This window comes from Streptococcus pseudopneumoniae (assembly GCF_038148955.1).
Lineage (GTDB): Bacteria > Bacillota > Bacilli > Lactobacillales > Streptococcaceae > Streptococcus > Streptococcus pseudopneumoniae_T.
The window spans coordinates 1-23,919 of the sequence record NZ_JBBJZY010000016.1 but is presented as its reverse complement, the minus strand read 5'-3'; the positions used below and the strand labels follow the sequence as shown (position 1 = coordinate 23,919).

Below are 23,919 nucleotides of genomic sequence, written 5' to 3'. Positions count from 1 at the left end.
AGAAAATCAAACTAAAAGATGCGAATAAACCGTTTCTGCATTTTATCACAAGTATAACCAACTTTTTCATAAAATGCATGAGCCCCCAGACGATGATCGGCAGAGTTTAAGCGGATAAACCCATACCCACGTCTTTTTGCTTCTTCTTCCAACCCTTGTAATAAGCTTTTACCAATACCTTGACCTTGCGCTTGAGGTGAAACTGCTAAAGCTAAGATATTAAATCCTGCTTTAGAATAAAGTGATTCATAGACCTCAGCGTGGACATATCCAAGTAGGACATGACTGGCTTCATCCTCATAAGCAAGTAGGAAATGATGTGAATCCTGAAATAATCTAGCTAGTTGACTAGCCGTGTCCTCTGGACTAAAAGAATAGCCCAAAGCCTCTTGGTTAATTTTACAAATGGCTTTCACATCAGTTTCTCTTAAATTTCTTAGCATCTCATGCCTCCTCAAAAGAAATCTCTGGCAACCGGGCAATAATATCTTCTCGCTTAATGGCCCCTTGGCGTAAGATTTTCACCTTATCTCCAGACAAATCCAAGATAGTAGAATCCTGTCCAGTTAGAAAAGCATCGTCTTCCAGACCCAGAACCTCTTGATCAAAATCCTTCAGAATCTGATCAAAGGTCACTCCACTTGCCTGACCTGAGATATTGGCAGACGGCCCAATCAAAGGACCTGTCTCTCTAATCAAATCAAGCGTGACGGGGTGACTGGGCATTCGAAATCCAACAGTCGCGAGACCAGAATTGACCCAATAGGGAACTCGGTCATTGGCTTCGAGAATAATGGTCAAGGGACCTGGTAAAAAGGTCTCTACAAGTTTTTGTAGATAAATTGGCTGATTCTTTGAAAAGTGCAAGATGTCCTCTAAAGAAGCAACATTGAGATTAAGTGCCCTGTCTCTAGGGCGACGTTTGAGTTGGTAAACATGGTCAACTGCTTTTTCGTCTAAAGCCTTGGCAAAGAGACCGTAAACTGTCTCCGTAGGCAGAACGACAGCTCCACCATTTTCTAACTCTTGTCTAATCCTGTCCATCATCAACTACAACCATCCTATCTTGACCAAATTGGTCCTTGAGTGTTCGTACTTGCTTTTCAGGAAGATATTTCCTAAAAAGTTCAGGAACACTTTGACCTTGCTTGTATCCAATTTCAAGGTAAATCTTACCACCGTCTTTGAGATAGTCTTTTGCATCTTCCGCAATTCTACGGTAAATAGCTAGGCCATCCTCATCTGCAAAGAGAGCTAGATGAGGCTCCGAATACAAAACATTCAAACCGACCTCTGACTCATCTTCACGAGAGATATAGGGTGGATTGGAAACAATTATATCATATTTTTCAGAAATTTCTGTAAAACAGTCAGATTTTTTTAAAAATATTTGAAGATTTTGATTTTTAGCATTTTCGCTAGCTAAATCTAAAGCATCTTGGGAAATATCCGCTGCTGTTACTGACCAATTTGGTCTGTTTTTTGCTAAGGCGAGAGCAATAGCTCCACTACCTGTTCCAATATCCAGAACTGAAAGATTCGTCTCAGGATTTTCAGCTAGGATAAGCTCCACCAACTCCTCTGTCTCTGGACGAGGAATCAAAACTCGTTCATCAACTTTTAACTGCATTCCATAAAAATCTGCCTGTCCAATGATATACTGTGACGGTTTATGAGCTGCTAACTGTTGGAAAATTCCTTTTACAAATACTTCTTCCTCTTCCGTCACTTCCTGCTGGAGGGCAAAAACAAAGTCAGTAAAAGAGAGATTTTTTAGGCTACGATAGACAAAAGAGAGGCTTTCAGCTTCCTCTCCTTGTCTTATCAACTCTTCTTCAAAATCTGAAAATAATTGAGCTAATTTCATTATTTGTTTAATTCTTCTAATTTTTGTGTTTGGTCATAGAGCACCAAGGCATCCACAACTTCATCCAATTTACCAGACAAAATGGTATCTAGTTTTTGGAGAGTCAAGCCGATACGGTGGTCTGTGACACGGTTTTGTGGGAAGTTGTAAGTACGGATTCGTTCTGAACGGTCACCAGTACCGATTGTTGACTTACGCTCAGCGTCTTGTTCATCTTGTGCAATTTGTGCGAAGTGGTCAGCAACACGCGCACGAATGATTTTCATGGCCTTCTCACGGTTCTTCTGCTGGGTACGTTCTTCCTGCATCTCAACCTTGATATTGGTTGGTAAGTGAACAATACGAACGGCAGTAGCAACCTTATTGACATTCTGTCCACCAGCACCAGAGGCGTGATAGATGTCAACACGAAGGTCTTTTGGATCGATATCGTATTCAACTTCTTCGACTTCAGGCATGACAAGAACTGTCGCTGTCGAAGTATGTACACGACCTTGGCTTTCTGTCACAGGAACCCGTTGCACACGGTGGGCACCTGATTCGTACTTAAGCTTAGAGTATACAGACTGACCAGAAACCATGGCAACCACTTCTTTGAAACCACCGACACCATTCATAGAAGCTTCCATGACTTCAAAACGCCATCCTTGGGCTTCTGCATACTTTTGGTACATGGTTAGCAAATCCCCAGCGAAAAGTGCTGCTTCATCTCCACCAGCTGCTCCACGGATTTCAAGGATGATGTTTTTGTCATCGTTTGGATCCTTTGGAAGGAGCAAGATTTTTAGTTTTTCTTCGTATTCTTCTTTTTCAGCCTTGGCATCTTTTAATTCTTGCTTGGCCATTTCTTCCAAATCAGCGTCTTCACCTGATTCCTTAATCATTTCTTCGGCATCAACGATGTTTTGAAGGACTTGTTTGTACTCACGGTAGGCTGTTACCGTATCGCGAGTAGAAGCCTCTTCTTTTGAAAGTTCCATGAAACGCTTGGTGTCAGACACTACATCTGGGTCACTCAGCAATTCTCCTAATTCTTCATAACGGTCTTCTACAGCTTGTAGTTGATCATAGATGTTCATTTTTCTTCATTCTCCTTATTGATTTCAGGGGCAAAATAATGTTTACGGCAAACCGAGATATAGGTTTCATTGCCACCAATCTGAATCTGCTCACCATCATAAACTGGCAGTCCATCTTGAGTACGTAACACCATGGTCGCCTTTTTCTTGCAATACTGACAGATGGTCTTGATTTCGTCAATCTTATCTGCCAAAAGCAAGAGATATTTGGAACCTTCGAACAATTCATTACGAAAGTCATTTTTCAAACCAAAAGCCATGACAGGTATGTCTAACTCGTCCACAACACGAGCTAGATCGTAAACATGGTGACGCTTGAGAAACTGGGCTTCATCTACCAAAACACAGTAAGGTTTTTCTGGTAGGTCTCGGATATAGCCAAAGATATCTGTCGTTTCCTCAATCGCAAGGGCAGGGCGTTTCATACCGATTCGACTCGATACATAGCCAACACCGTCACGTGTATCCAGAGCCGAGGTCATAATGACAACACCTTTTCCTTGCTCCTCATAGTTATAGGCCACCTTGAGAATCTCAATGGTCTTACCAGAGTTCATGGTCCCATAACGATAATACAACTGTGCCATGTTTCTTGCTTCACGTCCATTTCTAAATTTTTGCTACATTCTAGTATATCATAATTTTCTTAAGCTTTAAACGGCAAAATGTGGTAAAATAGAAGAAATCAAAAACTAGTGGAGGAAGCTATTATGCCATTTGTACGCATCGATTTATTTGAAGGACGCACGCTCGAGCAAAAGAAAGCTCTAGCTAAGGAAGTAACGGAAGCGATTGTCCGCAACACTGGAGCCCCTCAATCTGCTGTCCATGTCATCATCAACGACATGCCAGAAGGAACTTACTTCCCACAAGGGGAAATGCGCACCAAATAAGCTAGCTTAAGCAGAAATGCTTAGGCTTTTTCAATCTCCAAGTAGCATCCATTGAAGAAATAGTTCAAATTTGTTACAATTTGAAAAGAGACTTGGAAAAATTTCCAATAAAAGAGCTATTTATTAAAGGAAACATTATGATTACACGTGAATTTGATACCATCGCTGCTATCTCTACTCCATTAGGTGAAGGAGCTATTGGTATTGTCCGCCTGAGCGGAACAGAAAGTTTTGCTATTGCGCAAAAGATTTTTAAAGGAAAAGACTTGAGTCAGGTTGCTGGCCATACCCTTAACTACGGTCACATCGTTGACCCTCAAAATGGTAAGGTCATGGACGAGGTTATGATTGGAGCCATGAAGTCTCCAAAGACCTTCACTCGTGAGGATATTATCGAGATTAACACCCACGGTGGGATTGCGGTGACCAATGAGATTCTCCAGCTAGCTATCCGTGAAGGAGCTCGGTTGGCAGAACCTGGTGAATTTACCAAACGTGCCTTCCTAAATGGACGTGTTGACTTGACTCAGGCTGAAGCCGTTATGGACATCATCCGTGCTAAGACAGACAAGGCCATGAACATTGCGGTCAAACAACTAGATGGTTCCCTTTCTGACCTGATTAACAATACCCGTCAAGAAATCCTTAACACACTTGCCCAAGTTGAGGTTAATATCGACTATCCTGAGTATGACGATGTTGAGGAAGCCACTACTGCTGTTGTCCGAGAGAAGACTATGGAATTTGAGCAATTGCTAACCAATCTCCTTAGGACAGCCCGTCGTGGCAAAATCCTTCGGGAAGGAATTTCTACAGCAATCATCGGCCGTCCCAATGTTGGGAAATCTAGCCTTCTCAACAACCTCTTGCGTGAGGACAAGGCTATCGTTACAGATATTGCTGGTACTACTCGAGATGTCATTGAAGAATACGTCAACATCAACGGTGTTCCTCTCAAATTGATTGATACAGCTGGTATCCGTGAAACAGATGACATTGTGGAACAAATCGGTGTTGAGCGTTCGAAAAAAGCTCTTAAGGAAGCTGACTTGGTTCTGCTAGTACTAAACTCTAGCGAGCCCTTAACTGCCCAAGACCGACAACTTCTTGAGATTAGCCAAGATACAAACCGTATTATTCTTCTTAATAAAACCGACCTGCCTGAAGCGATTGAAACTTCGGAACTACCTGAAGACGTCATCCGCATTTCAGTCCTTAAAAACCAAAACATCGATAAGATTGAAGAGAGAATCAACAACCTCTTCTTTGAAAATGCTGGTTTGGTTGAGCAAGATGCCACTTACTTGTCAAATGCCCGTCATATTTCCTTGATTGAAAAAGCAGTTGAAAGCCTACAAGCAGTTAATGAAGGGCTGGAACTAGGGATGCCAGTTGATTTGCTTCAAGTTGACTTGACCCGTACTTGGGAAATTCTCGGAGAAATCACTGGAGATGCTGCTCCTGATGAACTCATCACCCAACTCTTTAGCCAATTCTGTTTAGGAAAATAAGAAAAATCCATGATCGTTCGTGCGGTCATGGATTTTACTGTCTTTATTAGTAATCTGGTCTTAAGACACCTGTTACAGTTGCCTTGGTCGCTTCGTAGTCGCCATCTACGACAACCTTGATAATACGTTTGGCATCTTCTTCTGGTGCTGGAACAAGAGGTAGACGAGTTGGACCAGCTGCAAATCCCATATAGTTCAAAACTGCCTTAACTGGAGCAGGACTTGGATAAGAGAAGAGGGCATTGACCTTAGGAATGAATTTACGTTGAATAGCTGCGGCTTTCTTCATATCGCTTTCTGCAATGGCAGTAAACATCTCGTGCATTTCATCCCCATTTGTATGAGAGGCAACAGAAATAACCCCATCTGCCCCAAGGTTCATGGCATGGAAAGCATCTCCATCCTCACCAGTATAGACCAAGAACTCTTCTGGTTTGTGCTCAATCAAGTAAGCCATATTAGCCAAACTAGTACATTCTTTGACACCAATAATATTTGGATGGTCAGCCAAGCGAAGCATGGTTTCTGGAGTCAATTCGACAACCACACGCCCAGGAATGTTATAGATAATAATTGGTAGGTCAGAAGCATCTGCAATGGCTTTAAAATGCTGATACATTCCTTCTTGAGAAGGTTTGTTGTAGTAAGGAACAATAGCAAGTCCAGCAGCAAAGCCGCCAAATTCTGCTACTTCTTTGACAAACTCAATAGAGTCACGCGTATCATTAGTACCTACACCCGCAATCAAAGGAACGCGTCCATTGACAATCTTTTGTACAGCCGCAAAGAGTTCCAACTCCTCATCGTGGGTCAAAGTTGGACTCTCAGCAGTGGTCCCTGCGAGGAGAATTCCGTCTGTATGATGCGCTAACAGATGCTCAATCAAGGCTGGAATAGCGTCAAAGTTGATAGAACCATCCTCATGGAAGGGGGTAATAAAAGCTGTGATGATTTTACACTCTTTTAAATCTTGATAAGACATGAAAACACCTCTCTATTTCAAAGAAGGAGTTCATCTGAACTCCTAAACGATATAACTATTTTAATTCAAATTTCAATTCGGCAGTTGGACGAACCAATCCACGTTCATGAAGAGTTTCAGCAATCTGAACTGAGTTCCAAGCAGCACCTTTGAGCAGGTTATCTGAAACAACCCACATGTGGATTCCTTTTTCAGCATCCAAGTCTTTACGGATACGACCAACAAAGGTATCACGTGAACCCACTGCATTGATGGCTTGCGGATAAATTTGATGAGCTACATCATCTTCGAGAACAGCACCTGGGAAGGCTGCGATAGCTGCTTTTACTTCTTCGATTGGAGCCACTTCTTTTGTTTCGATATAAACAGACTCAGAGTGAGCTGACAAGACTGGAATACGTACACATGTTGCAGATACTGCAATGCTATCATCTTCCATAATTTTCTTAGTTTCCTTGGTCATCTTCATCTCTTCGTATGTGTAATCATTGTCAGTGAAGACATCGATTTGTGGAAGAGCGTTGAAGGCGATAGGATAATGTTTCTTGTCACCGCCTGAAGGTAAGATTTTCGCATGCAAATCACGTGGCTTCACACCATCATTCAAGACTTCACGAAGTTCACGTTGTGTCTCAAGAATTGCTCCCATACCAGCACCAGAAACTGCTTGGTAAGTTGAAACAATGATACGGTCCAAGCCCCATTTTTGGCGAACTGGCTCAAGTGCTACCATCATTTGGATTGTTGAACAGTTAGGGCAGGCAATAATCCCGTTGTGGGCATCAAGTGCATGAGCATTGACCTCTGGAACAACCAAAGGAACATCTGGATTTTGACGGAAGTAAGATGTATTATCTACTACTACCGCTCCAGCTTTAACTGCGTATGGTGCATACTTAGCTGATGTAGAACCACCTGCTGAAAAGAGAGCAATATCAACTCCTTCAAAAGCAGTTTCAGTCGTTTCTTCAATCGTAATATCTTGATCTTTAAATTTCAACGTCTTGCCCGCTGAACGTGCAGAAGCAAGTAAACGGATTTTATCGATTGGAAGTGTTGATTCTTCCAACATTTTTATCATTTGAGCACCGACAGCACCTGTCGCGCCGACTACAGCAACTGTATATCCCATAAATAACCTCTTTCGGAATTTTCTAAAAATTTCTATAATAGAAGTATTATACTACTTTTTCCATGAATTGCAAAGCTTTTTCATCATTTTTTGGAAAATAAAAATCCCCAGTCGTTAGACCAGGGACTAAGAGGCATCTTCATGTGATGAGCAGGTTCACACAACTCATCAAGGTCCGCTCCTGCGTTATGACCTCCTTATGCTCAATAGTAGCCCGAAGACTACCTATCGACTCATCGCATATTCTATATTACTAGAGATACTTGATTTTGTCAATAAGAAATTTTTTCGATCGAGTATAAGAAAAAACTCTTGCATTCAAGAGTTTCCCTATACATATCATGCTAATTGCCGGGATTGAACCGGCGACCTCATCCTTACCATGGATGCGCTCTGCCAACTGAGCTAAATCAGCTTACTTAAAAAGTATACTATAATCAGAAAAACTTGTCAAGTTTCCTTAGAAATTTTCCATAAGAAAAAGCCAGGCAAAGGCTACCTAGCTTGTCTTCTTCTATTTGCTTAAATCAATTCGACGACCAATTTTACCGATAATAATCGCTCCAATAATCAATGAGGCAAATTCACCGATCCCTGTTGTGAACCAAGTAAGGAAGAATGGTAATTCTGCTACAATATTTAACTCTGCAGCGATAGTAAACATGGAAATTGAAAAGAGGATTGAAAAGAAGAAATGATCTTTTCGAATCAATCCGTTAAAGAGGTAATCCTTGCTGTATTTTGCAAAAAGCCAAACACCTAGACTAAGGAATACCAAGGTTGATCCGCCACCAACAAAGACATCTAGTAGTCCGAAGCTAAAGAAATTAGCAATCATACAACCGATGGTAACTCCGATGATGTACTTGGGATTGTAAAAAGCCATAAAGTTCATCATTTCTGAAATACGGAACTGATAAGCACCATAGCTGATGGCATTTAGAGGCGGTGTAACAGTCAAAACGACATAGATAGCAGCGACGATTGCAATATCTGCAACATCACGAATAGTTAATTTTTTCATCTTTTCTCCTTTGGCGGGTTGTCCGCGTGTAATATGCTTGGTGAAAGAAGCTAAGCACCAAGGGTTGATTGATTCAACCTTACTAGTATAGCATAATAGCCTGCTTTATGCTATACTTAAACTATGAAAATTCCTATTCAAAAATTTTTTAACAATGAAATCTTAGCCTATCTCTTTTTTGGCCTTGCAACAACTCTAGTTTCGATTCTCTCACGACTAGTCATTTATCAACTAAGTCATCAGGAACTCCTTGCTACTGCCCTAGCAAATATTATTGGTATCCTATTTGCCTTTATCACAAATGATACGATTGTATTTAAGCAAAAAAAGAAAAATAGACTTATCCGTTTAGTGAAATTTTCTCTTGCTCGCCTTTCTACTTTTCTGTTAGACTTGTTTTTAACTTTTCTCTTTGTAACCCAATTTCCTCACATCATAGGTCAATTCGTAAATGAAAATCTTGATAAGATAAATGCTATTGAAACAATAATTGCACAAATACTCATTATTATCATCAATTATATCTTGAGCAAGATCTATATTTTTAGAAAATAATGCTCCATTTATGAGCCTTTTAATTGCCTTCTATAATGATTTAGGATACAATGAAACACGAAACGTTGAAAGGAAAACAGTATGTTAAAAAATCTAAAATCATTCTTGCTTAGAGGAAATGTTATTGACCTTGCTGTCGGTGTTGTCATTGCCTCTGCTTTTGGTGCTATCGTTACTTCACTTGTAAACGACATTATCACTCCTCTTATTTTAAATCCCGCTTTGAAAGCTGCTAAAGTCGAACGTATCGCTCAACTGTCTTGGCATGGAGTCGGCTATGGTAACTTTTTAAGCGCTATTATCAATTTTATCTTTGTCGGTACCGCCCTCTTCTTTATTATCAAGGGTATTGAAAAAGCACAGAAACTGACTGGCATAAAGGAAGAAAAAACTGCCGAAAAACAACCAACTGAGTTGGAAGTACTTCAAGAAATCAAAGCTCTTCTTGAGAAAAAATAATCGTTTAAAAGGATCTAGCGCAAAGCTAAATCCTTTTTCTTTACTCTTTGGGTAACTTGCCTGCTTTTTCTAACATCTTCTTAATAAGATAAGGCATCTTGACATTCTCCCGACCTTTTTTCTCAATCAATTTTTTCACAAATTCTGGCATTTGTAAATCTTCAGATTCAGCCAAAATGTTTTTCGTCTCGTCTGAAGGGACTAATTCATCAAAGGTTTCTTCTTCTGGGAGAAATTCCTTAAACTCTTGATTTTCATTGGCTCTAACTGTATTGACCAAGGCATCAATCAAACGAGAATCTGTATTTGGCATTGGTGGACGATGGTAGTTTACCCCAAATTTCTGACATAAGTCATAACACTCCACATCATTGTCAAACAAGACTTCAATATGCTCGCTGATGAAGCTGATAGGAACAAAAATGTAATGGTCTGGATGTTCTGTCTGTTCTCTGAGATACTCCAAAACATCTGGCTTAATCCATGGGATACCGATATCACTTTCACTCTGCCAAGTGTTAGTATACTGCTCAGAACTCAAACCTAGTTTTTCAGCTACTAGCTTGCTATTTTCAAAAATTTGGTCGATATAGGGGTCACCAAAATCCAAGGCAAAAATGGGCACACTGTGGGCTGAAAAGATGACTTTAAAGCTATCCTGCTTTACTTCTTCTTTTAAAATCTTACCAATTTCATCCGCCCAATAGTTTAAGAGCGCTTCTTCCTGATACCAGTCCTTAATGACCAAAAATTGAATTTGTTTGCTTTCTAAAAATTTTTCATAACCCATGACAGAGTAAAAAGAATAATGGGGCTCCAAAATCAGGCAAATACACTGCTCAATTCCGTCTGCTTCCATCTGATCGATCACATCTGGAATAAAGGGACTAGAAAACTTATTGGCAAAATAGACACTATATTCATTTCCCAGTCTAGCTTCTACCAAGCCAACTTCTTCACGAGTAATTCTTTGCAGAGGTGTGCCTCCAATTCGTACATAATTATCATAGAGAGTTTGAATCTCATGGTCTTGAGGTCTCACTCCACGACGAATATTTGTGAAAAAATCAGCTACACCTTCAAAGGTAATCTCTTCTGGTGAACCGAAGGTCATCATTAAAATTGCTTTTTTCATAACTGCTTCCTTGTGATGTTTTTATCAAGTTTATTTTATCATGAATCCACTGATAAGTAAACGCTAACATAGCAACATTCACAATCTTTTGTTTTTCTCTTCTTTCTATGGTACAATGGAAAAAATGAATTCAAAAGGAGTTTTTTATGACTTACCCAAATCTCTTGGACCGCTTTTTAACCTACGTTAAGGTCAACACGCGCTCTGATGAACACTCTACTACTACTCCAAGTACACAGACTCAGGTTGACTTTGCAACCAATGTTCTTATCCCTGAAATGAAACGTGTTGGTCTGCAAAATGTCTACTACCTTCCTAATGGTTTTGCGATTGGTACCTTGCCAGCCAACGATCCGGCTTTAACACGTAAAATTGGCTTCATCTCCCACATGGATACTGCTGACTTTAATGCCGAAGGTGTTAATCCGCAGGTGATTGAAAACTATGATGGTGGAGTAATTGAACTAGGGAATTCTGGTTTTAAATTAGATCCAGCTGACTTCAAGAGTCTTGAAAAATATCCAGGACAAACCCTCATCACAACCGATGGAACAACCTTGCTAGGTGCTGATGACAAGTCAGGGATTGCTGAAATTATGACCGCTATTGAATATCTGACTGCTCATCCTGAAATCAAACACTGTGAGATTCGTGTTGGTTTTGGTCCAGATGAAGAAATCGGTGTTGGTGCCAATAAATTTGATGCAGAAGATTTTGATGTAGATTTTGCCTATACAGTTGATGGTGGTCCGCTAGGAGAACTTCAATACGAGACTTTCTCAGCAGCTGGTGCTGAATTGCATTTTCAAGGACGTAATGTCCACCCTGGTACTGCCAAAGGACAAATGGTCAACGCCCTTCAGTTAGCGATTGATTTTCATAATCAACTTCCAGAAAATGACCGGCCTGAGTTAACGGATGGTTACCAAGGTTTCTACCACCTTATGGATGTGACAGGTAGTGTCGAGGAGGCGCGTGTAAGCTACATCATTCGCGATTTTGAAAAAGATGCCTTTGAAGCACGTAAAGCAGCCATGCAGTCTATCGCTAATAAGATGAATCAAGAACTTGGTAGCGACCGTGTCACCCTAAACTTGACAGACCAGTACTACAATATGAAAGAAGTCATTGAAAAAGATATGACTCCAATCACCATTGCTAAAGCCGTTATGGAAGACCTAGGAATCACACCTATTATCGAACCAATCCGTGGTGGAACAGACGGTTCTAAGATTTCCTTTATGGGAATCCCAACACCTAATATCTTTGCGGGAGGAGAAAATATGCACGGACGTTTTGAATACGTCAGCCTTCAGACCATGGAACGTGCAGTTGATACCATCATTGGCATCGTAGCTTATAAAGACTAAAAAAGACGAGGTAGCTCAGCTACTTCGCCTTTCTTTTTACTCTACTGGTTTTCGTGATTTCCAGTAGTTGTAGAAGATTCTGTTGCTTCCTTATCTGAAGCTGGTTTAGAATCTGTTGCCTTGCTTGGTTTGTTTTCGTCGCTAGCAGTTTCTCTGTTAGATTCCGTAGCTGTTGATGTTTCTGTTTCGGTACTTGTATTATTACCATTTGACTCAGCATTTCTTGCTGGAGTTGTTTCTTCACTTGCGCTAGCTTTTGACTGGATTTCTTGATTCAAGACCAGAATAGCTTTTGTCAATTCAAGTAAAGCAGCTTTATCTTTACTCTTAGCAGAAAGTTGATCTAATAATGCATCCACCTTATCAAAGTCCTCATCAGAACCATTATTACTTTCTAAATAAGAGTGAAGAGATCTGAGAATATCGTAGAGTTTTTGATAGAGTACAAGTGTCTGAGGATCTTGTTCAGCATTTTCCTTTTCTTGTTGAAGGGCGCTGGCGATACGAGTCAAGACGTCTTTCACCTGACTATTTACTTCATCCAAGTCTGCATCAGCCTTGTTTGTGGCAGCTTTGAGATTTTCTACTTCTTCTGCCAAGGATTGTCTGATTCCTTCTTCTTGGATTTGTTCCAAGAGTTGATTTGCCTTGCTCAAAAGACTTTCAACTTGTTCCTTGCTAACATGATTGACATGATCCTCTTTCTTAAGGTCAGGATAAATATCTTTCAAAAATTCATAAATCGCCTGCTTAGCAGATTGGTTATCAACTTTTTCTTTATCTAAAACTGTTTCATTTACTTTTGTAGAAGCTGGCTGATTTTTCAAAGCCTCTTCTACTTCTTGTTTTGTTTGATAAATGCTTGGGAACAGTTTATTCAAGTCCACAGCCTTACGGAAGGATTGGGATTGATATAAAGTAAAAGTCAAATTAGCTACTTTATTACGAAGCTCATCACTTAAACGACTATCGTTTACGTGCTCATAGAAGTACTTGATGTATTCCACTGTTGTATCACCAGTACGGTCATTAAAGTCTTGAAGAGCTTGAAGTTGTGATTCAACCGCTGCTAAAGCAGCCTCATCTTTTGCCAATTTAGCTTCTTGGAGTCGAACGAGAAGGTCTTTCTTAGGAAGCCCATAAGAGTCTGTATCCAGTGTATTGATTTTATCAATCAAGGCCTGATATTTCTTATCTAAAGCACTTGTTTCAACAGGTTTAACACTTTCATCAATATGGATATATTGCTTATCAAAGAGTTCAAGTGTTGCAAGATAACCTGCTGTAGAGTTAGTTGCCAGTTTCTTCATGTTTTCAGTAAACTGACCTAAAGCTAACTCAATCTGTCTTTGTTTGATTGGATCTTCTTTATAGACGTTTCGACTTTCAGCTAGAAGTTGGTCTACTTTTGCCAAGACTGCCTTCTCATCAAAAGCTCCAGGTTGGTAGTTGGATTGGAGGGCTGGAATTTTGTTTTTCAAAGCCACTTCATAGCCCTTAGTTTGAACCTTGATATAGTGATTGTGGTCGCCATGAGGAATGACAAAACTGCCGTTTTCCACCTGCAAACGATAAGGAGACACACCATCTCGCAAAGCAGTCGTGTAAAGTTCATTTAGGAAATCAAGTTCTGGATTGCCAGTTTGGAGTGGCAAACGAACATGTTCCTTACGAACAGCATAGGGATGGATATGAGTTGGATCGTAGGCTTGGTCAGGATTATTAAATACAAAGAAACCTTTTGAAATTCTGATGGCATCAAGTGGAACACCATAAGTCTTAGAAATATAAGCAATCTTTTCTTCATCGCTAGCATCTTTTGAGAAAGACTCTACCGTTTTAGCAAGAGGTTTTACAGGCTCTGCATCATGATGGGTTTTCAAGTGGTCTTGAGCTGCCTTGATTTGAACAGCTGTCAAGTCCTTCTTATAGAAGTAATGATTGTGGTCGCCGTGACTCATGACAAAGCCTTGCTCATCCTCACTGATGACACGATCGGCATCAAAGCTGGAATCATGTTCCTCACCATGATGGTGTCCATGATGATCTTCGTCGTGATCCTCATCATGAGCTGGACTTGGTGTTGCTGTATTTGCACCTTTCAAGTGGTCTTGCGCTGCCTTGATTTGGTCTGCTGTCAAGTCCTTCTTGAAGAAGTAATGATTGTGGTTACCATGAGTCATGACAAAGCCTGCCGCATCTTCCGCAATAATACGATTAGCATCAAAGCCATGACCATCTTCTTCATGTTCCTCATGTGAAACACTAGGATTGGCTGCAAGAGACGGCGAAGGTGTTGTCAGACCATTGTTCGGAAGAGTCGGTTGCCCAATTGGGTTCGATTTTGGAATGTAATGGAAATGATCACCATGTCTGACGATATAAGCTGTTGCGGTTTCTTCAACAATATCTTTTGGATTAAAGATATAGCCATCAGATGTTGCAGAGATAGCTTTATTCGCAGCCAATGAAGCATGATTCAAAGTAGAAGCATTACTTGAAAGACTTCCTAGACTAGACGCTACTTCATGAGGTTTTTCATTTGTAGAAACCGTAGAACCAGTCCCACCGATAGGCACCATTCTAGCAATCTTTTCTTCTAAAGCAGAGAGTTTGCTGTAAGGAATAAAGTGATAATGGTCGCCATGCGGAATCGCAACTCCATTTGGCGTGCGGCTGATAATCTTAGCAGGGTCAAAAACCAGACCATCTGATTCACTGTAACGTTGGTCACTAGGTGAATCATAGAGTTCTTTCAAAAGACTTTGAAGATTTTCAGCTTTATTTGCTGGCTTGCTAGTTGAGCCTTGTACTACAGATTGCGTGTTATTGTCACTAACTGCTGAAGAATAGCTTAACTGACTTGGTTGCGTATTTTTGCCAGCTAGATGAGCTTTTGCTGCTGCTAATTCACTAGCAGACAAATCACTTTTTGGAATGTAGTGATAGTGTCCTCCGTGAGGAACGATATAAGCATCACCCGTATCTTCTATAATATCAGCTGGATTAAAGACATAACCATCATCTGTCGTATAGCGTCCCTGAGACCTTGCTACAGCAACATCAGAGCTGACCTTCTCATTATCTTTGACATGTTCTTGTTTTTGACGATTGATTTCATCTTTAGTTCGAACATTATCAGCATGAGCTGCATCTTTCAGGTAGACATAATATTTTCCATCGACCTTGATGATATAACCACCCTTGACCTCATTGACAATATCCCCATCCTTAAGTTGGTAGTTTGGATCCTTCATCAAGAGTTCTTCACTAAAGAGGGCATCATAAGGAACTTTCCCATTATAGTAATGATAGTGATCGCCGTGTGACGTCACATAGCCTTGATCTGTAATTTTGATGACAATTTGCTCAGCCTGAATTCCTTCTTTCTGGCTAACCTGGTCTGGTGTCAGGTTTTCAGTTTTCTGACTTGACTGACTGCCATCCACATAAGAGACACGATTATTGTCCTTATTTTCCTGCGAGCGATGCTGATTTAGTGCGTAGGCGCAAAGACTCAAGGACACGATAACAGCTGATCCGGCTGCTATATACTTTTTACTGAATTTCATAAATTCCTCACTTCAATAAATGATGAAGCTTTTTCTTAACTTCTTTTTATCGGTTAAACAATTTTTCTAAACTGGTTATTTAACCATTTAATTAACCAGTAAATAGTTTACCTTTTTTAAGTTTATCTGTCAAGATTTTTATATCATTTTAAAAAATAAAAGCCAGTATTGCTACTGACTCTTACCTATTCTTGATTTATAGTATAAAGTTTATACTGCTGGTTTCGTCGTTACTGACTCACTACCTTTTAACAAAGCAAGTAATTTTTCTGCTTCTGTCATGATACCATTATTATCCATGGTTTGCAGGCTCAAGCTACTTCGTAAACTAGCCAGGGTTTCTGTCACAGTAGCTTTCAAACTAGCATCTGTTACTTTGGCAAGTAAAGCTTCTGCTTCTATGAGTTTGGCTTCCACTTTTTCAGTCTCTACTTGATGGACTTCTGGCTCTTCTGTAGTATCTTCAGCTTCTTCCTCTGTCTCGTCTTCATCAGTGCTCGGTTTATAAAGATTATCTGCTGAAGGATTTAAAGCTGCGTGATTCTCTTCTTCATCAGATTCAGGGCGAGTTGGCTCACTTACTTCATCATGTTCCTTATTTTCATCAGGTTTACCGTCTTGGTCTGCCTTATTTTTACGAACATGGTCGCTAGCATTACCCCAACCATTATCTGAATGAGGACGTTGGTCCGGATGTTCAACGTAGTATTTTACAGTCGCAAATAAATCTTCTAAGGTATAACCCTCAGGTGCCTTATAGAGTCCTTCGTCAAACCATGCAAACTTAAGATTATGATAGTGATCAAAGTGAGGAATTATAAAGTAACCATTCTGTACAGCTACAGTATACTGTAAATGATTTGGTATTTTTTCTAATGGTACCTTGTTCTCAGCTGTTACGCGGTTATAGATAGCTTCTGTCCCTGTTGCCTCTGGTTTTGCTTCAGTAGAATTTGGAGCTTGTAAGCCTTTTTCTTTAGCATAAGCCTGAGCTGCTGCCCTTTCAGCTTCAGATAAGCTGTCTTTTTTAATCCAGTGGCTATGGTTCAAGTGTGGAGTGACGTAGGCATTTCCTGCATCACTTTCAATATCATGTTCGTCAAAAATGTAGCCATCTGAGGTTGTATATTTACCTGCTAATTTCGCTAATTTAATTTCATCGTTTGTATAGGCAATTTGAGCATTTGGTTTGCCAAGGCGTTCTGGGTGGGTAATCGGTGCTAGAAATGCCAATAAATCATCTACCAATTTTACTTTATTATTAGAAGATTCATTATTCAAGCGTTCTGCTAATTTGTCTAAGGCTTGGAAATCAGAAGTACGACCCTTATTTTCAGACAGAGCTTTATGAGCCTGGGTTAACAGATTGTAAGCTTTATCATAAAATTCTCGGTCACGAGAAGCAACATTTTCTTTCTTCGCAACTAGAGCGTGTGTTTCTTGAGTTTTCTTAGACAAGAGATTTTCAATAGCATCAATCTTATCCTTAGCCAAGTCTTTAGCAAAAACATAGTGGCTGACACCAGCAACTTCCACAACATATCCAGCTCCCACTTTTCTAACAACCTGTTCTACTGCAAAATCAATTTGTTTTCTCTCAATTGACGGCTGAACTTGCGGTTTTGGCGCTGGTTTCAAATAACGCATTCCTGCTAACACTGCACCATTTGCCCCCTTAATAGCTATCATACGAGCCAATTTTTCTTCCAGCGGTGACATTTGTGAATAAGGGATAAAGTGATAATGATTTCCGTGAGGTACAGCAACACCATTGGCAGTACGGTCTGTAATCTGTGCTGGGTCAAAGACTAAGCCATCCGATTCTACATGGCGTTCTGATAAGGGTTTAGCATACAATTCACGTAAAAGGCTTGAAATATCTTCCCCTTGATTTTGATGATAAGTTGGATTGACAGTTAGATTAGGATTCTCTGACAATCTTGGTTGAGATGGATTTGCATTATGACTAAAACTTGAAGAAGGACGAGAGCCCTGCTTACCATTCCAATAGGCTTGAGCAGCAGCCAATTCTCCTGCCGACAAAGCGCCTTTTGGTATGTAGTGGAAATGATTGCCATGAGGGACAATAAAAGCGTCACCTGTATCTTCAATCACATCTGACGGACTAAAGACATACCCATCATCCGTTGTATAGGCGCCTCCAGTTGCTTGATTCGATGCTTGAGTATTGAGATTAAAGTTTGGTTTAATCGTTGAACTTAGTTTCGCAGGACTGCTTGGTTTCGTATTGTCAGAATGACTTTGAACTGGCTGACCTCCAATTGGTAGATTTCGAGCCAATTTTTCTTCCAAGGCAGACATTTGTGAATAAGGAATGAAATGGAAATGATCTCCGTGAGGCACTGCCACACCATTTGCAGTACGTTTTGTAATCTGTGCTGGATCAAATACTAATCCATCAGACTCCACATGACGTTGGCTAAGTGGCAAGGCGTACAATTCTTGAAGAAGACTAGCTAAATCCTCACTTTGACTTTCAGAATCTGTTGCAGGATTTTGAGGTGTCTCAGACTGACTCGTTCTCACACCAGATCTTGTTTCACCTCTGCTTGAACGATATTCAACCGTACTTAATTGCCCACCTTTTCCAGATAAGAAGGCTTGGGCAGCAGCTAATTCACTAGCAGACAAGTCACTCTTCGGAATATAGTGGAAGTGATTACCATGAGGAACGATATAGGCATCCCCTGTATCTTCGATAATATCAGACGCATTGAAGATATACCCATCATCCGTTGTATAGCGCCCTTGGGCTCTGGCTGCAGCAACGGCATTATCTGCGTTTGCATTATGATTATGACTATGTTCCTGCTTCTGACGTTTAATCTCTTCTTTTGTTCGAATATTGTCCGCATGGGCTGCATCTTTAAGGTAAACATAGTATTTCCCATCTACCTTAATGACATAGCCACCCTTGATTTCATTGACAATATCTGAATCCTTCAACTGATAATTCGGATCTTTCATCAGCAGTTCTTCACTGATAATAGCATCATAAGGAACCTTGCCATTATAGTAATGATAATGGTCTCCATGAGAGGTCACATAACCTTGATCCGTAATCTTGATAACAATCTGTTCTGCGTTGATTCCCTCTCTCTTACTGACTTCATCTGGTGTCAAATTTTCTGCCTTTTGACCAGCCTGGTCACCGTCTATATAAGCAACTCGATTAGACTCTTTCTTAACTTGTCCAGCTTGATACCGTCCAAGCTCATAGGAACAAACACTTAGGGCAAGAACTGCCACTGAACCTGCTACATATTTTTTATTGATTTTCATTCTTTCCTCACTTTAATTCTTCTGCTAGAACACTCATATTTTCTTCCAGATTTTCTAAATAAGTCTTGTCATTTTGTGGGTCTGCCTCTAAAGGATTCAGAGTTTTAAGACCCACACCTGTTGATTTGACAAGAGTTTCAGCTACTTTTGAAGAAGCATTACTTTCTGTAAAAATCGTTTTAACCTTATAGGTTTTAACAAATTCCTGAATTTCTGTTAGTTGTCTTGGACTTGGTTCTTGTTCAGGAGAAATACCTGCAATACCAAGTTGATTAAGTCCAAATCGCTTAGCAAGATAAGAAAATGCTGTATGTTGTGTTACAAATGTTTTCTGACTCGCTTTTTCAAATTTAGGCTGGAATTTCTTAGTCAATTCTTGAGCTTTTTTGATAAAGGCTTGCGCATTTTTCTGGTAAGTTTCTTTATGCTCACTATCCACCTCTGAAAGTTTATCAGCGATAATTTGCGCTTCTTCGCCAGCTTTCTCAGGATCTAGCCAAGTGTGAGGGTCATATAGTGTTTTTTCATCAACTCCATCCCCTGCTTCCACATCTTCTAGCCCTGGAACGCGGTCCAAGGTCATTCCCTCAGATGCTTCTAAAACCTTCACTTTGGATTTTTTAAGATTGGGATCCAAACTTCCTGCCCAAGATTCGAGCGTATGAGAATGGTAAACAAAGACATCTGCATCATAGATGGCCGCGATGTCATTTGCTGAAGGTTCAAAGGAGTGAATCCCACTACTTGACTGAATCATCCGTACATCATTCAAGTCACCAGATACTTCCTTGACCATAGCGTAGATGGGATAGAAACTGGTCACAATTTTCATCCCTTTCCCTGTCTGGCTTTCCTTTTGACCACAAGCACCTAGCAATAAAAGAAAAACACTTAACAATACTAAAAATAAACTTTGTTTCTTCATACAAAACTCCTTAACCATTTAATTAACTAGTAAACATTCTACTCCTAAAAATTTAATCTGTCAAGATATTTTTAGAAAAAATTTGAAATTTCTTTCACATATAAAAATCTGCTGAGTTTCAACAACTCAACAGATTCTCACATTATTCTTCTATGGTAGAATGCTTATAGCCATAAGTAAAGTAAATAATACTTCCTACTAACAAGGCAACTAGGAAAGCAATCCAGGTTTCCATATTATACTGCAACATAAAGGATAAACAAATGATGATTGATAAAATTGGTAACAGAGGTACCAAGGGTGTTTTAAATTCCCCAGCTTTTGGCATCCCTTTTTCTTTCCGTAGGCGAATCAAACCATAAGCTAGCATGATCAAGTAGGCTAGAGTACAAATATTTAAGAAAGCTGCAATACTAGCTAGTGGGAACATTCCTGCTGCTACTGCTGAAGCTAGACCTGTCAAGATAGTAGCATTCTTTGGTACCTTACTTGTCTTCGTCAGTTCCTTAAAGGCAGCAGGCATTAAGCCGTCACGTGCTAAACTGTAAATCATACGTGATAGGGCATAGGTCATCGAGATACAAACAGTAATCAAGGTCAAGATAGCCACTAATGACACATAGTTGGCTGCCCAACTAATCCCAACACTACGAAGCGCAAAGGCAACAGCATCGTCGACATTTAGATGGCTATAGTGAACCACACCAGTCAAGACAAGCGTCACCAAGGCATAGAGAATGGTTACGATAGAAAGCGATAAGACAATCCCTCTAGGAATATTTTTTTGAGGAGTCTTGACTTCATCTACAGCCATAGAGATGGATTCAAATCCCAAAAATCCAAAGAACATTAAGGACGCACCAGCCATGATACCAGTACTAGCACCATAGATTTGTCCAAAACCATACGGAGCAAAATTGCTCCAATTATCAAGCTTGATATGCCAAATTCCTACTAAAACAAAGAGAGCTAAAGCGGAAAATTTCAAAATAACTAGAATTGAATTAAAGCGTAAGGCTGCTTTAGCATTGAGTAAAACAAGCGAGGTCACCAAGACCAAGACAAGAATAGGCAATAAATCAACAAATGTCCCTGCTTGAGGATTAAAGGTACCATTTAATGCCTGAGGAAGGGATATCCCGTATTGAGAAAGCAAGCCTTTAAAATAAGCAGCCCAACCCGAAGCTACGCCTGATATAGCTGTCATGAACTCCATCATGGTTAACCAGCCAGCTAACCAAGCTGGAAATTCTCCTAAGATAGCATAGAGATAACTGTAGGCACCACCTGTAGCAGGTACTCGCGAGGCAAATTCTGCAAAGAAGAGGGCTGATAATCCTACACACAAGGCAGAAATGACGATTGAAATCACTAGGGCTGGACCAGCAAGCGTTGCAGCTGCAGTACCTGTAATTGTAAAGACGCCCGTCCCTACCATGGCTCCGATACCCAGCAAAATCAAATCCCATAACTTCAAATGCCTATGCATCTCCGTTTTATCCAAACTAACATTCTTTGTTCTAAATATATTCATCTTTGACTCCAAAATAAACTGATGATTCTATTCTACCATAAATATAGGAGATTTGTGAATATTTATAAAATGTTTTTCTAAAAAAATCTGACTACGCTCTTGTAATCAGATTTTTATCGATTCTAGTTCATTTCTTTAAAGGCTGCTTCTGCATCCGCATTACTGATAGCACCAAATTGAATCTTTCCAATCTTTCCTTGACTATCAATCAGGTATTCTGTAGGAATGCTTCGAATTTGATAAGCTTGGAAGGTGGTTGCTTTGGTATCATAAAGAACCGGGATATCCTTATAACCTTGTTCTTGGAACCATTGTGGGAATTGCTCGACAGTTTTTTCTCCTTGAATTCCTGGTGCAATGACACTAAGAATTTCGAAATCACGATCTGGTTTTGCAGCTAGTTCCATCAACTCAGGCATACTTTTCTTACATGGACCACACCAAGAAGCCCAAAACTTCAAATAAACTTTTTTACCCTTAAAATCAGATAACTTAACTTCTTTGCCATCCATGGATTGCAAGGTGAAGTCTGGGGCATCTTTTCCAACAGCGATTTGTTGTACAGTCGTTTGTTGTTTCGGCTGTTGTGGAGCTTGAGTCTTTTTAGTTTCTTCCTCACCACAGGCCATCAATACGACTAATGACAAGAGGCTTAAACCAGCAAACATTACTTTTTTCATTTGTTCTCCTTTATTCAAAAATTCCAGCTAGAACATTTACTTGTCCTAATAGTAACAAAATTCCCATTAAAATAATGAGGAAACCACCAATTTTCTTTAGTAGCATCATATGACGCTTGATTTTACTAAAATAAGGCATTACTAGACCTGAAGCTAGGGCCAAAACCAAGAAAGGAAGGGCCATGCCCAGAGTGTAAATGAGAGTATAGATTGCTCCTTGCCAAGCACCATTTCCTCCAGAAGCCGCAAGCGCTAAAACAGAACTCAAAACTGGACCGATACAAGGTGTCCAACCAAAGCTAAAGGTAATACCAAGTAAAAAGGCTGACCAATAACGATTGGCTTCTGATTTCTTAAAAGTAAAGCTTTTTTGAACCTCTAATTTTTTAAAATGAAAAATTTCCATCTGGTGAAGACCCAAAATGATAATAATAGCTCCCATGACATATCGAAACCAATTTGCATAGAGAATATGACCAAAGTAACCAGCACCAAATCCTAGAATAAAGAAAATGAGTGAAATACCTGCGATAAAGCAAAGTGTTCGAATCAAGCCTGACCAAGCAACTTTTCTACCAAACAAAGAAAAGCTTTTTGCACTTTCTTGATCATCCAGCAAAATTCCAGTATAAACTGGTAACAGAGGAAAAATACAAGGGGAAAAGAAAGACAAGACCCCTGCTAGAAAAACGGAGATTGAAAATACTATCGTTTCCAATAAAGAACCAACTTTCTTAAGATTTCTAATCCTATTTTACTATATTCAATTTAATTTGTATGCTTTCTGCTACGCAAAATCGTATTGGGCACTATTTGACCAATCTTTTCTTTTGCTAGTCAAGGCGGATCTTATTCCCAAAAATAGGCAAAAAGCAACGACAAGGGTTACTTGTCGCTGCTTTTGTGAAAGGAAATGTCTTTTAGGTCTGACATTTCATAAGTTATGTTTTACTTGAGTTTGGCAAGGATTGCTTTAAGCTCCTCTACTAGTTTAGCTTCTGTCTCTGCTGAGCCATTTTCTTCTTTCACGAACTCAAGGGTTTCTTGGAGAAGTTTTTTGGCTTTGGCAAGGACTTTTTTATCCGCTTTTTCTGCATCTAGCTGTCCGAGAACCTTAGTCAATTCCGTGCTTAATTGCTGGATTTCTGACTCTTTCTTACGACGAACCAACCAGAAGGCAATCACACCTAGAAGGGCGAGTAGACCGACTACAATCACTCCTGCTGGAACTGAGTTTGTTTCAGTCATCTTATCTGAATCCTTACTATCTTCCGTTCCTTGTTTGGCATCTTTATTGTCCTGTGCAGGCTTGCTGTCGCTAGCATTTGCTTTCACATCTTTGAGAGAGTCCAAGGCAGCTTTCACAGACTCTACAGCAGTACGCAGACCTTGCTCTGTCAAGGCACTATCTTCCAGAGCTTTTTGAGCATCTAGGAGAACCGTCTTGGCTGCATCGATTTTCGAATCAGATACTGTTGCCAAAGCTTTCAAGCGTTGGTCTAACTCTTGAGTCAAGGCACGAAGTTCAGACTTGTCAACTTGCTCTTGAGATGGAGCAGGTTCTTGCGTGCTCGTTGATCTAGCCGAAGCGCTTGCTACCGCTCTAGGAGCTTGAGTCGGAGCTGAACTTGGAGCTGGGGTAGGACTTGCAGGTTGACTCGGAGCAGTTGGTTGAGACGGTTGTGGAGCTGGATTAGATGGATTTGTTGGAGTCTCAGTAGCTCCTTGATCTGGCTGAATAGGTTGTACAGTAGAATTTGAAGGAAGCTGAACATCTCTCAAACCATCTTTCGCCTCTTGAAGTTTCTTCATTGCAGATTTTAATTTTTCGATTTCATCACTGACATCTTGCACAGTCGCATTTTGATTACCAATCACAGTCTTGGCATTATTCACAG

The 23,919-nt window shown here is 40.1% G+C and carries 21 protein-coding genes, 1 tRNA gene, 1 pseudogene and 1 riboswitch; of the genes and pseudogenes, 5 read left to right on the top strand and 18 right to left on the bottom strand.

Going from position 1 to position 23,919, the window contains the following annotated elements:
• Positions 1–11: 11 nt before the first annotated feature.
• From WKI23_RS06800 to WKI23_RS06780, 5 genes are read right to left on the bottom strand one after another with little or no spacing between them, the layout of a single operon-like run.
• Complete coding sequence (locus tag WKI23_RS06800) at positions 12–443, bottom strand: GNAT family N-acetyltransferase (protein WP_368079385.1); 432 nt, start codon at positions 441–443, stop codon at positions 12–14.
• A 1-nt stretch (position 444) separates the two neighbouring features.
• Positions 445–1,047 (bottom strand): L-threonylcarbamoyladenylate synthase, encoded by a 603-nt coding sequence (locus tag WKI23_RS06795; protein WP_368079384.1) that lies wholly within the window; start codon positions 1,045–1,047, stop codon positions 445–447.
• Positions 1,031–1,867: a peptide chain release factor N(5)-glutamine methyltransferase gene (prmC, locus tag WKI23_RS06790; RefSeq protein WP_368079383.1), complete on the bottom strand. Its 837-nt coding sequence runs from the start codon at positions 1,865–1,867 to the stop codon at positions 1,031–1,033. Before prmC ends, WKI23_RS06795 begins: the two co-directional genes overlap by 17 nt.
• Positions 1,867–2,946: a peptide chain release factor 1 gene (prfA, locus tag WKI23_RS06785; protein WP_001028813.1), complete on the bottom strand. Its 1,080-nt coding sequence runs from the start codon at positions 2,944–2,946 to the stop codon at positions 1,867–1,869. Before prfA ends, prmC begins: the two co-directional genes overlap by 1 nt.
• Complete coding sequence (locus WKI23_RS06780) at positions 2,943–3,533, bottom strand: thymidine kinase (protein WP_000068143.1); 591 nt, start codon at positions 3,531–3,533, stop codon at positions 2,943–2,945. The genes prfA and WKI23_RS06780 overlap by 4 nt, the downstream gene beginning before the upstream one ends.
• Before the next feature lie 123 nt (positions 3,534–3,656).
• Here WKI23_RS06780 and WKI23_RS06775 point away from each other — a divergent pair, with 123 nt between their 5' ends.
• The gene (locus tag WKI23_RS06775; protein WP_001117397.1) at positions 3,657–3,839 is read left to right on the top strand and encodes a 4-oxalocrotonate tautomerase; all 183 of its coding nucleotides are present in this window, start codon (positions 3,657–3,659) and stop codon (positions 3,837–3,839) included.
• Positions 3,840–3,976: 137 nt separating this feature from the next.
• A complete protein-coding gene (gene mnmE, locus WKI23_RS06770; RefSeq protein ID WP_368079382.1) occupies positions 3,977–5,350 on the top strand; it encodes a tRNA uridine-5-carboxymethylaminomethyl(34) synthesis GTPase MnmE in 1,374 nt (457 codons plus the stop codon).
• 46 nt (positions 5,351–5,396) lie between these two features.
• On the opposite strand, the gene dapA is transcribed toward mnmE, so the two are convergent.
• The 4 genes from dapA to WKI23_RS06750 all read right to left on the bottom strand — a co-directional run bounded on the left by dapA (position 5,397) and on the right by WKI23_RS06750 (position 8,488).
• Entirely contained in the window at positions 5,397–6,332 is a 936-nt protein-coding gene (gene dapA / locus WKI23_RS06765) for a 4-hydroxy-tetrahydrodipicolinate synthase (RefSeq protein WP_000121607.1), read from the bottom strand.
• A 55-nt stretch (positions 6,333–6,387) separates the two neighbouring features.
• Positions 6,388–7,464 (bottom strand): aspartate-semialdehyde dehydrogenase, encoded by a 1,077-nt coding sequence (locus WKI23_RS06760; RefSeq protein WP_368079381.1) that lies wholly within the window; start codon positions 7,462–7,464, stop codon positions 6,388–6,390.
• A gap of 342 nt (positions 7,465–7,806) precedes the next feature.
• Positions 7,807–7,879, bottom strand: a tRNA-Thr gene (locus WKI23_RS06755).
• A gap of 99 nt (positions 7,880–7,978) precedes the next feature.
• Positions 7,979–8,488: a QueT transporter family protein gene (locus WKI23_RS06750; RefSeq protein WP_000737071.1), complete on the bottom strand. Its 510-nt coding sequence runs from the start codon at positions 8,486–8,488 to the stop codon at positions 7,979–7,981.
• A riboswitch (PreQ1 riboswitch) is annotated at positions 8,486–8,583 on the bottom strand. It overlaps the preceding gene by 3 nt.
• Before the next feature lie 28 nt (positions 8,584–8,611).
• Between WKI23_RS06750 and WKI23_RS06745 the strand changes: the two genes are divergently transcribed.
• Both WKI23_RS06745 and mscL read left to right on the top strand, forming a co-directional pair.
• Positions 8,612–9,043 (top strand): GtrA family protein, encoded by a 432-nt coding sequence (locus WKI23_RS06745; protein ID WP_368079380.1) that lies wholly within the window; start codon positions 8,612–8,614, stop codon positions 9,041–9,043.
• 81 nt (positions 9,044–9,124) lie between these two features.
• Positions 9,125–9,502 (top strand): large conductance mechanosensitive channel protein MscL, encoded by a 378-nt coding sequence (gene mscL, locus WKI23_RS06740; RefSeq protein WP_368079379.1) that lies wholly within the window; start codon positions 9,125–9,127, stop codon positions 9,500–9,502.
• Positions 9,503–9,542: 40 nt separating this feature from the next.
• On the opposite strand, the gene hemH is transcribed toward mscL, so the two are convergent.
• Positions 9,543–10,637 carry a ferrochelatase gene (hemH, locus tag WKI23_RS06735; protein WP_368079378.1) on the bottom strand — a complete coding sequence of 365 codons (1,095 nt, stop codon included), beginning with the start codon at positions 10,635–10,637 and terminating at the stop codon, positions 9,543–9,545.
• Between the two features lie 146 nt (positions 10,638–10,783).
• Between hemH and pepT the strand changes: the two genes are divergently transcribed.
• The gene (pepT, locus tag WKI23_RS06730) at positions 10,784–12,007 is read left to right on the top strand and encodes a peptidase T (RefSeq protein ID WP_368079377.1); all 1,224 of its coding nucleotides are present in this window, start codon (positions 10,784–10,786) and stop codon (positions 12,005–12,007) included.
• Positions 12,008–12,048: 41 nt separating this feature from the next.
• Here the strand turns inward: pepT and WKI23_RS06725 are convergent, their stop codons facing one another.
• The 8 genes and pseudogenes from WKI23_RS06725 to WKI23_RS06690 all read right to left on the bottom strand — a co-directional run.
• Positions 12,049–15,579: a pneumococcal-type histidine triad protein gene (locus WKI23_RS06725; RefSeq protein WP_368079376.1), complete on the bottom strand. Its 3,531-nt coding sequence runs from the start codon at positions 15,577–15,579 to the stop codon at positions 12,049–12,051.
• A 210-nt stretch (positions 15,580–15,789) separates the two neighbouring features.
• Entirely contained in the window at positions 15,790–18,882 is a 3,093-nt protein-coding gene (locus WKI23_RS06720) for a pneumococcal-type histidine triad protein (protein WP_368079375.1), read from the bottom strand.
• A gap of 7 nt (positions 18,883–18,889) precedes the next feature.
• Positions 18,890–19,807: a zinc-binding lipoprotein AdcAII gene (gene adcAII, locus WKI23_RS06715; protein ID WP_368079374.1), complete on the bottom strand. Its 918-nt coding sequence runs from the start codon at positions 19,805–19,807 to the stop codon at positions 18,890–18,892.
• Between the two features lie 142 nt (positions 19,808–19,949).
• A complete protein-coding gene (locus tag WKI23_RS06710) occupies positions 19,950–21,341 on the bottom strand; it encodes an APC family permease (protein ID WP_368079373.1) in 1,392 nt (463 codons plus the stop codon).
• A gap of 122 nt (positions 21,342–21,463) precedes the next feature.
• Positions 21,464–22,021: a thiol-disulfide oxidoreductase-associated lipoprotein SdbB gene (gene sdbB, locus WKI23_RS06705; protein ID WP_368079372.1), complete on the bottom strand. Its 558-nt coding sequence runs from the start codon at positions 22,019–22,021 to the stop codon at positions 21,464–21,466.
• Between the two features lie 10 nt (positions 22,022–22,031).
• Complete coding sequence (ccdA2, locus tag WKI23_RS06700) at positions 22,032–22,739, bottom strand: thiol-disulfide oxidoreductase-associated membrane protein CcdA2 (protein ID WP_368079371.1); 708 nt, start codon at positions 22,737–22,739, stop codon at positions 22,032–22,034.
• Between the two features lie 230 nt (positions 22,740–22,969).
• Positions 22,970–23,386 (bottom strand): transmembrane domain-containing protein, encoded by a 417-nt coding sequence (locus WKI23_RS06695; RefSeq protein WP_368079397.1) that lies wholly within the window; start codon positions 23,384–23,386, stop codon positions 22,970–22,972.
• A gap of 27 nt (positions 23,387–23,413) precedes the next feature.
• Positions 23,414–23,620, bottom strand: a pseudogene (locus tag WKI23_RS06690) (hypothetical protein); the annotation flags it as partial.
• Positions 23,621–23,919: the final 299 nt, after the last annotated feature.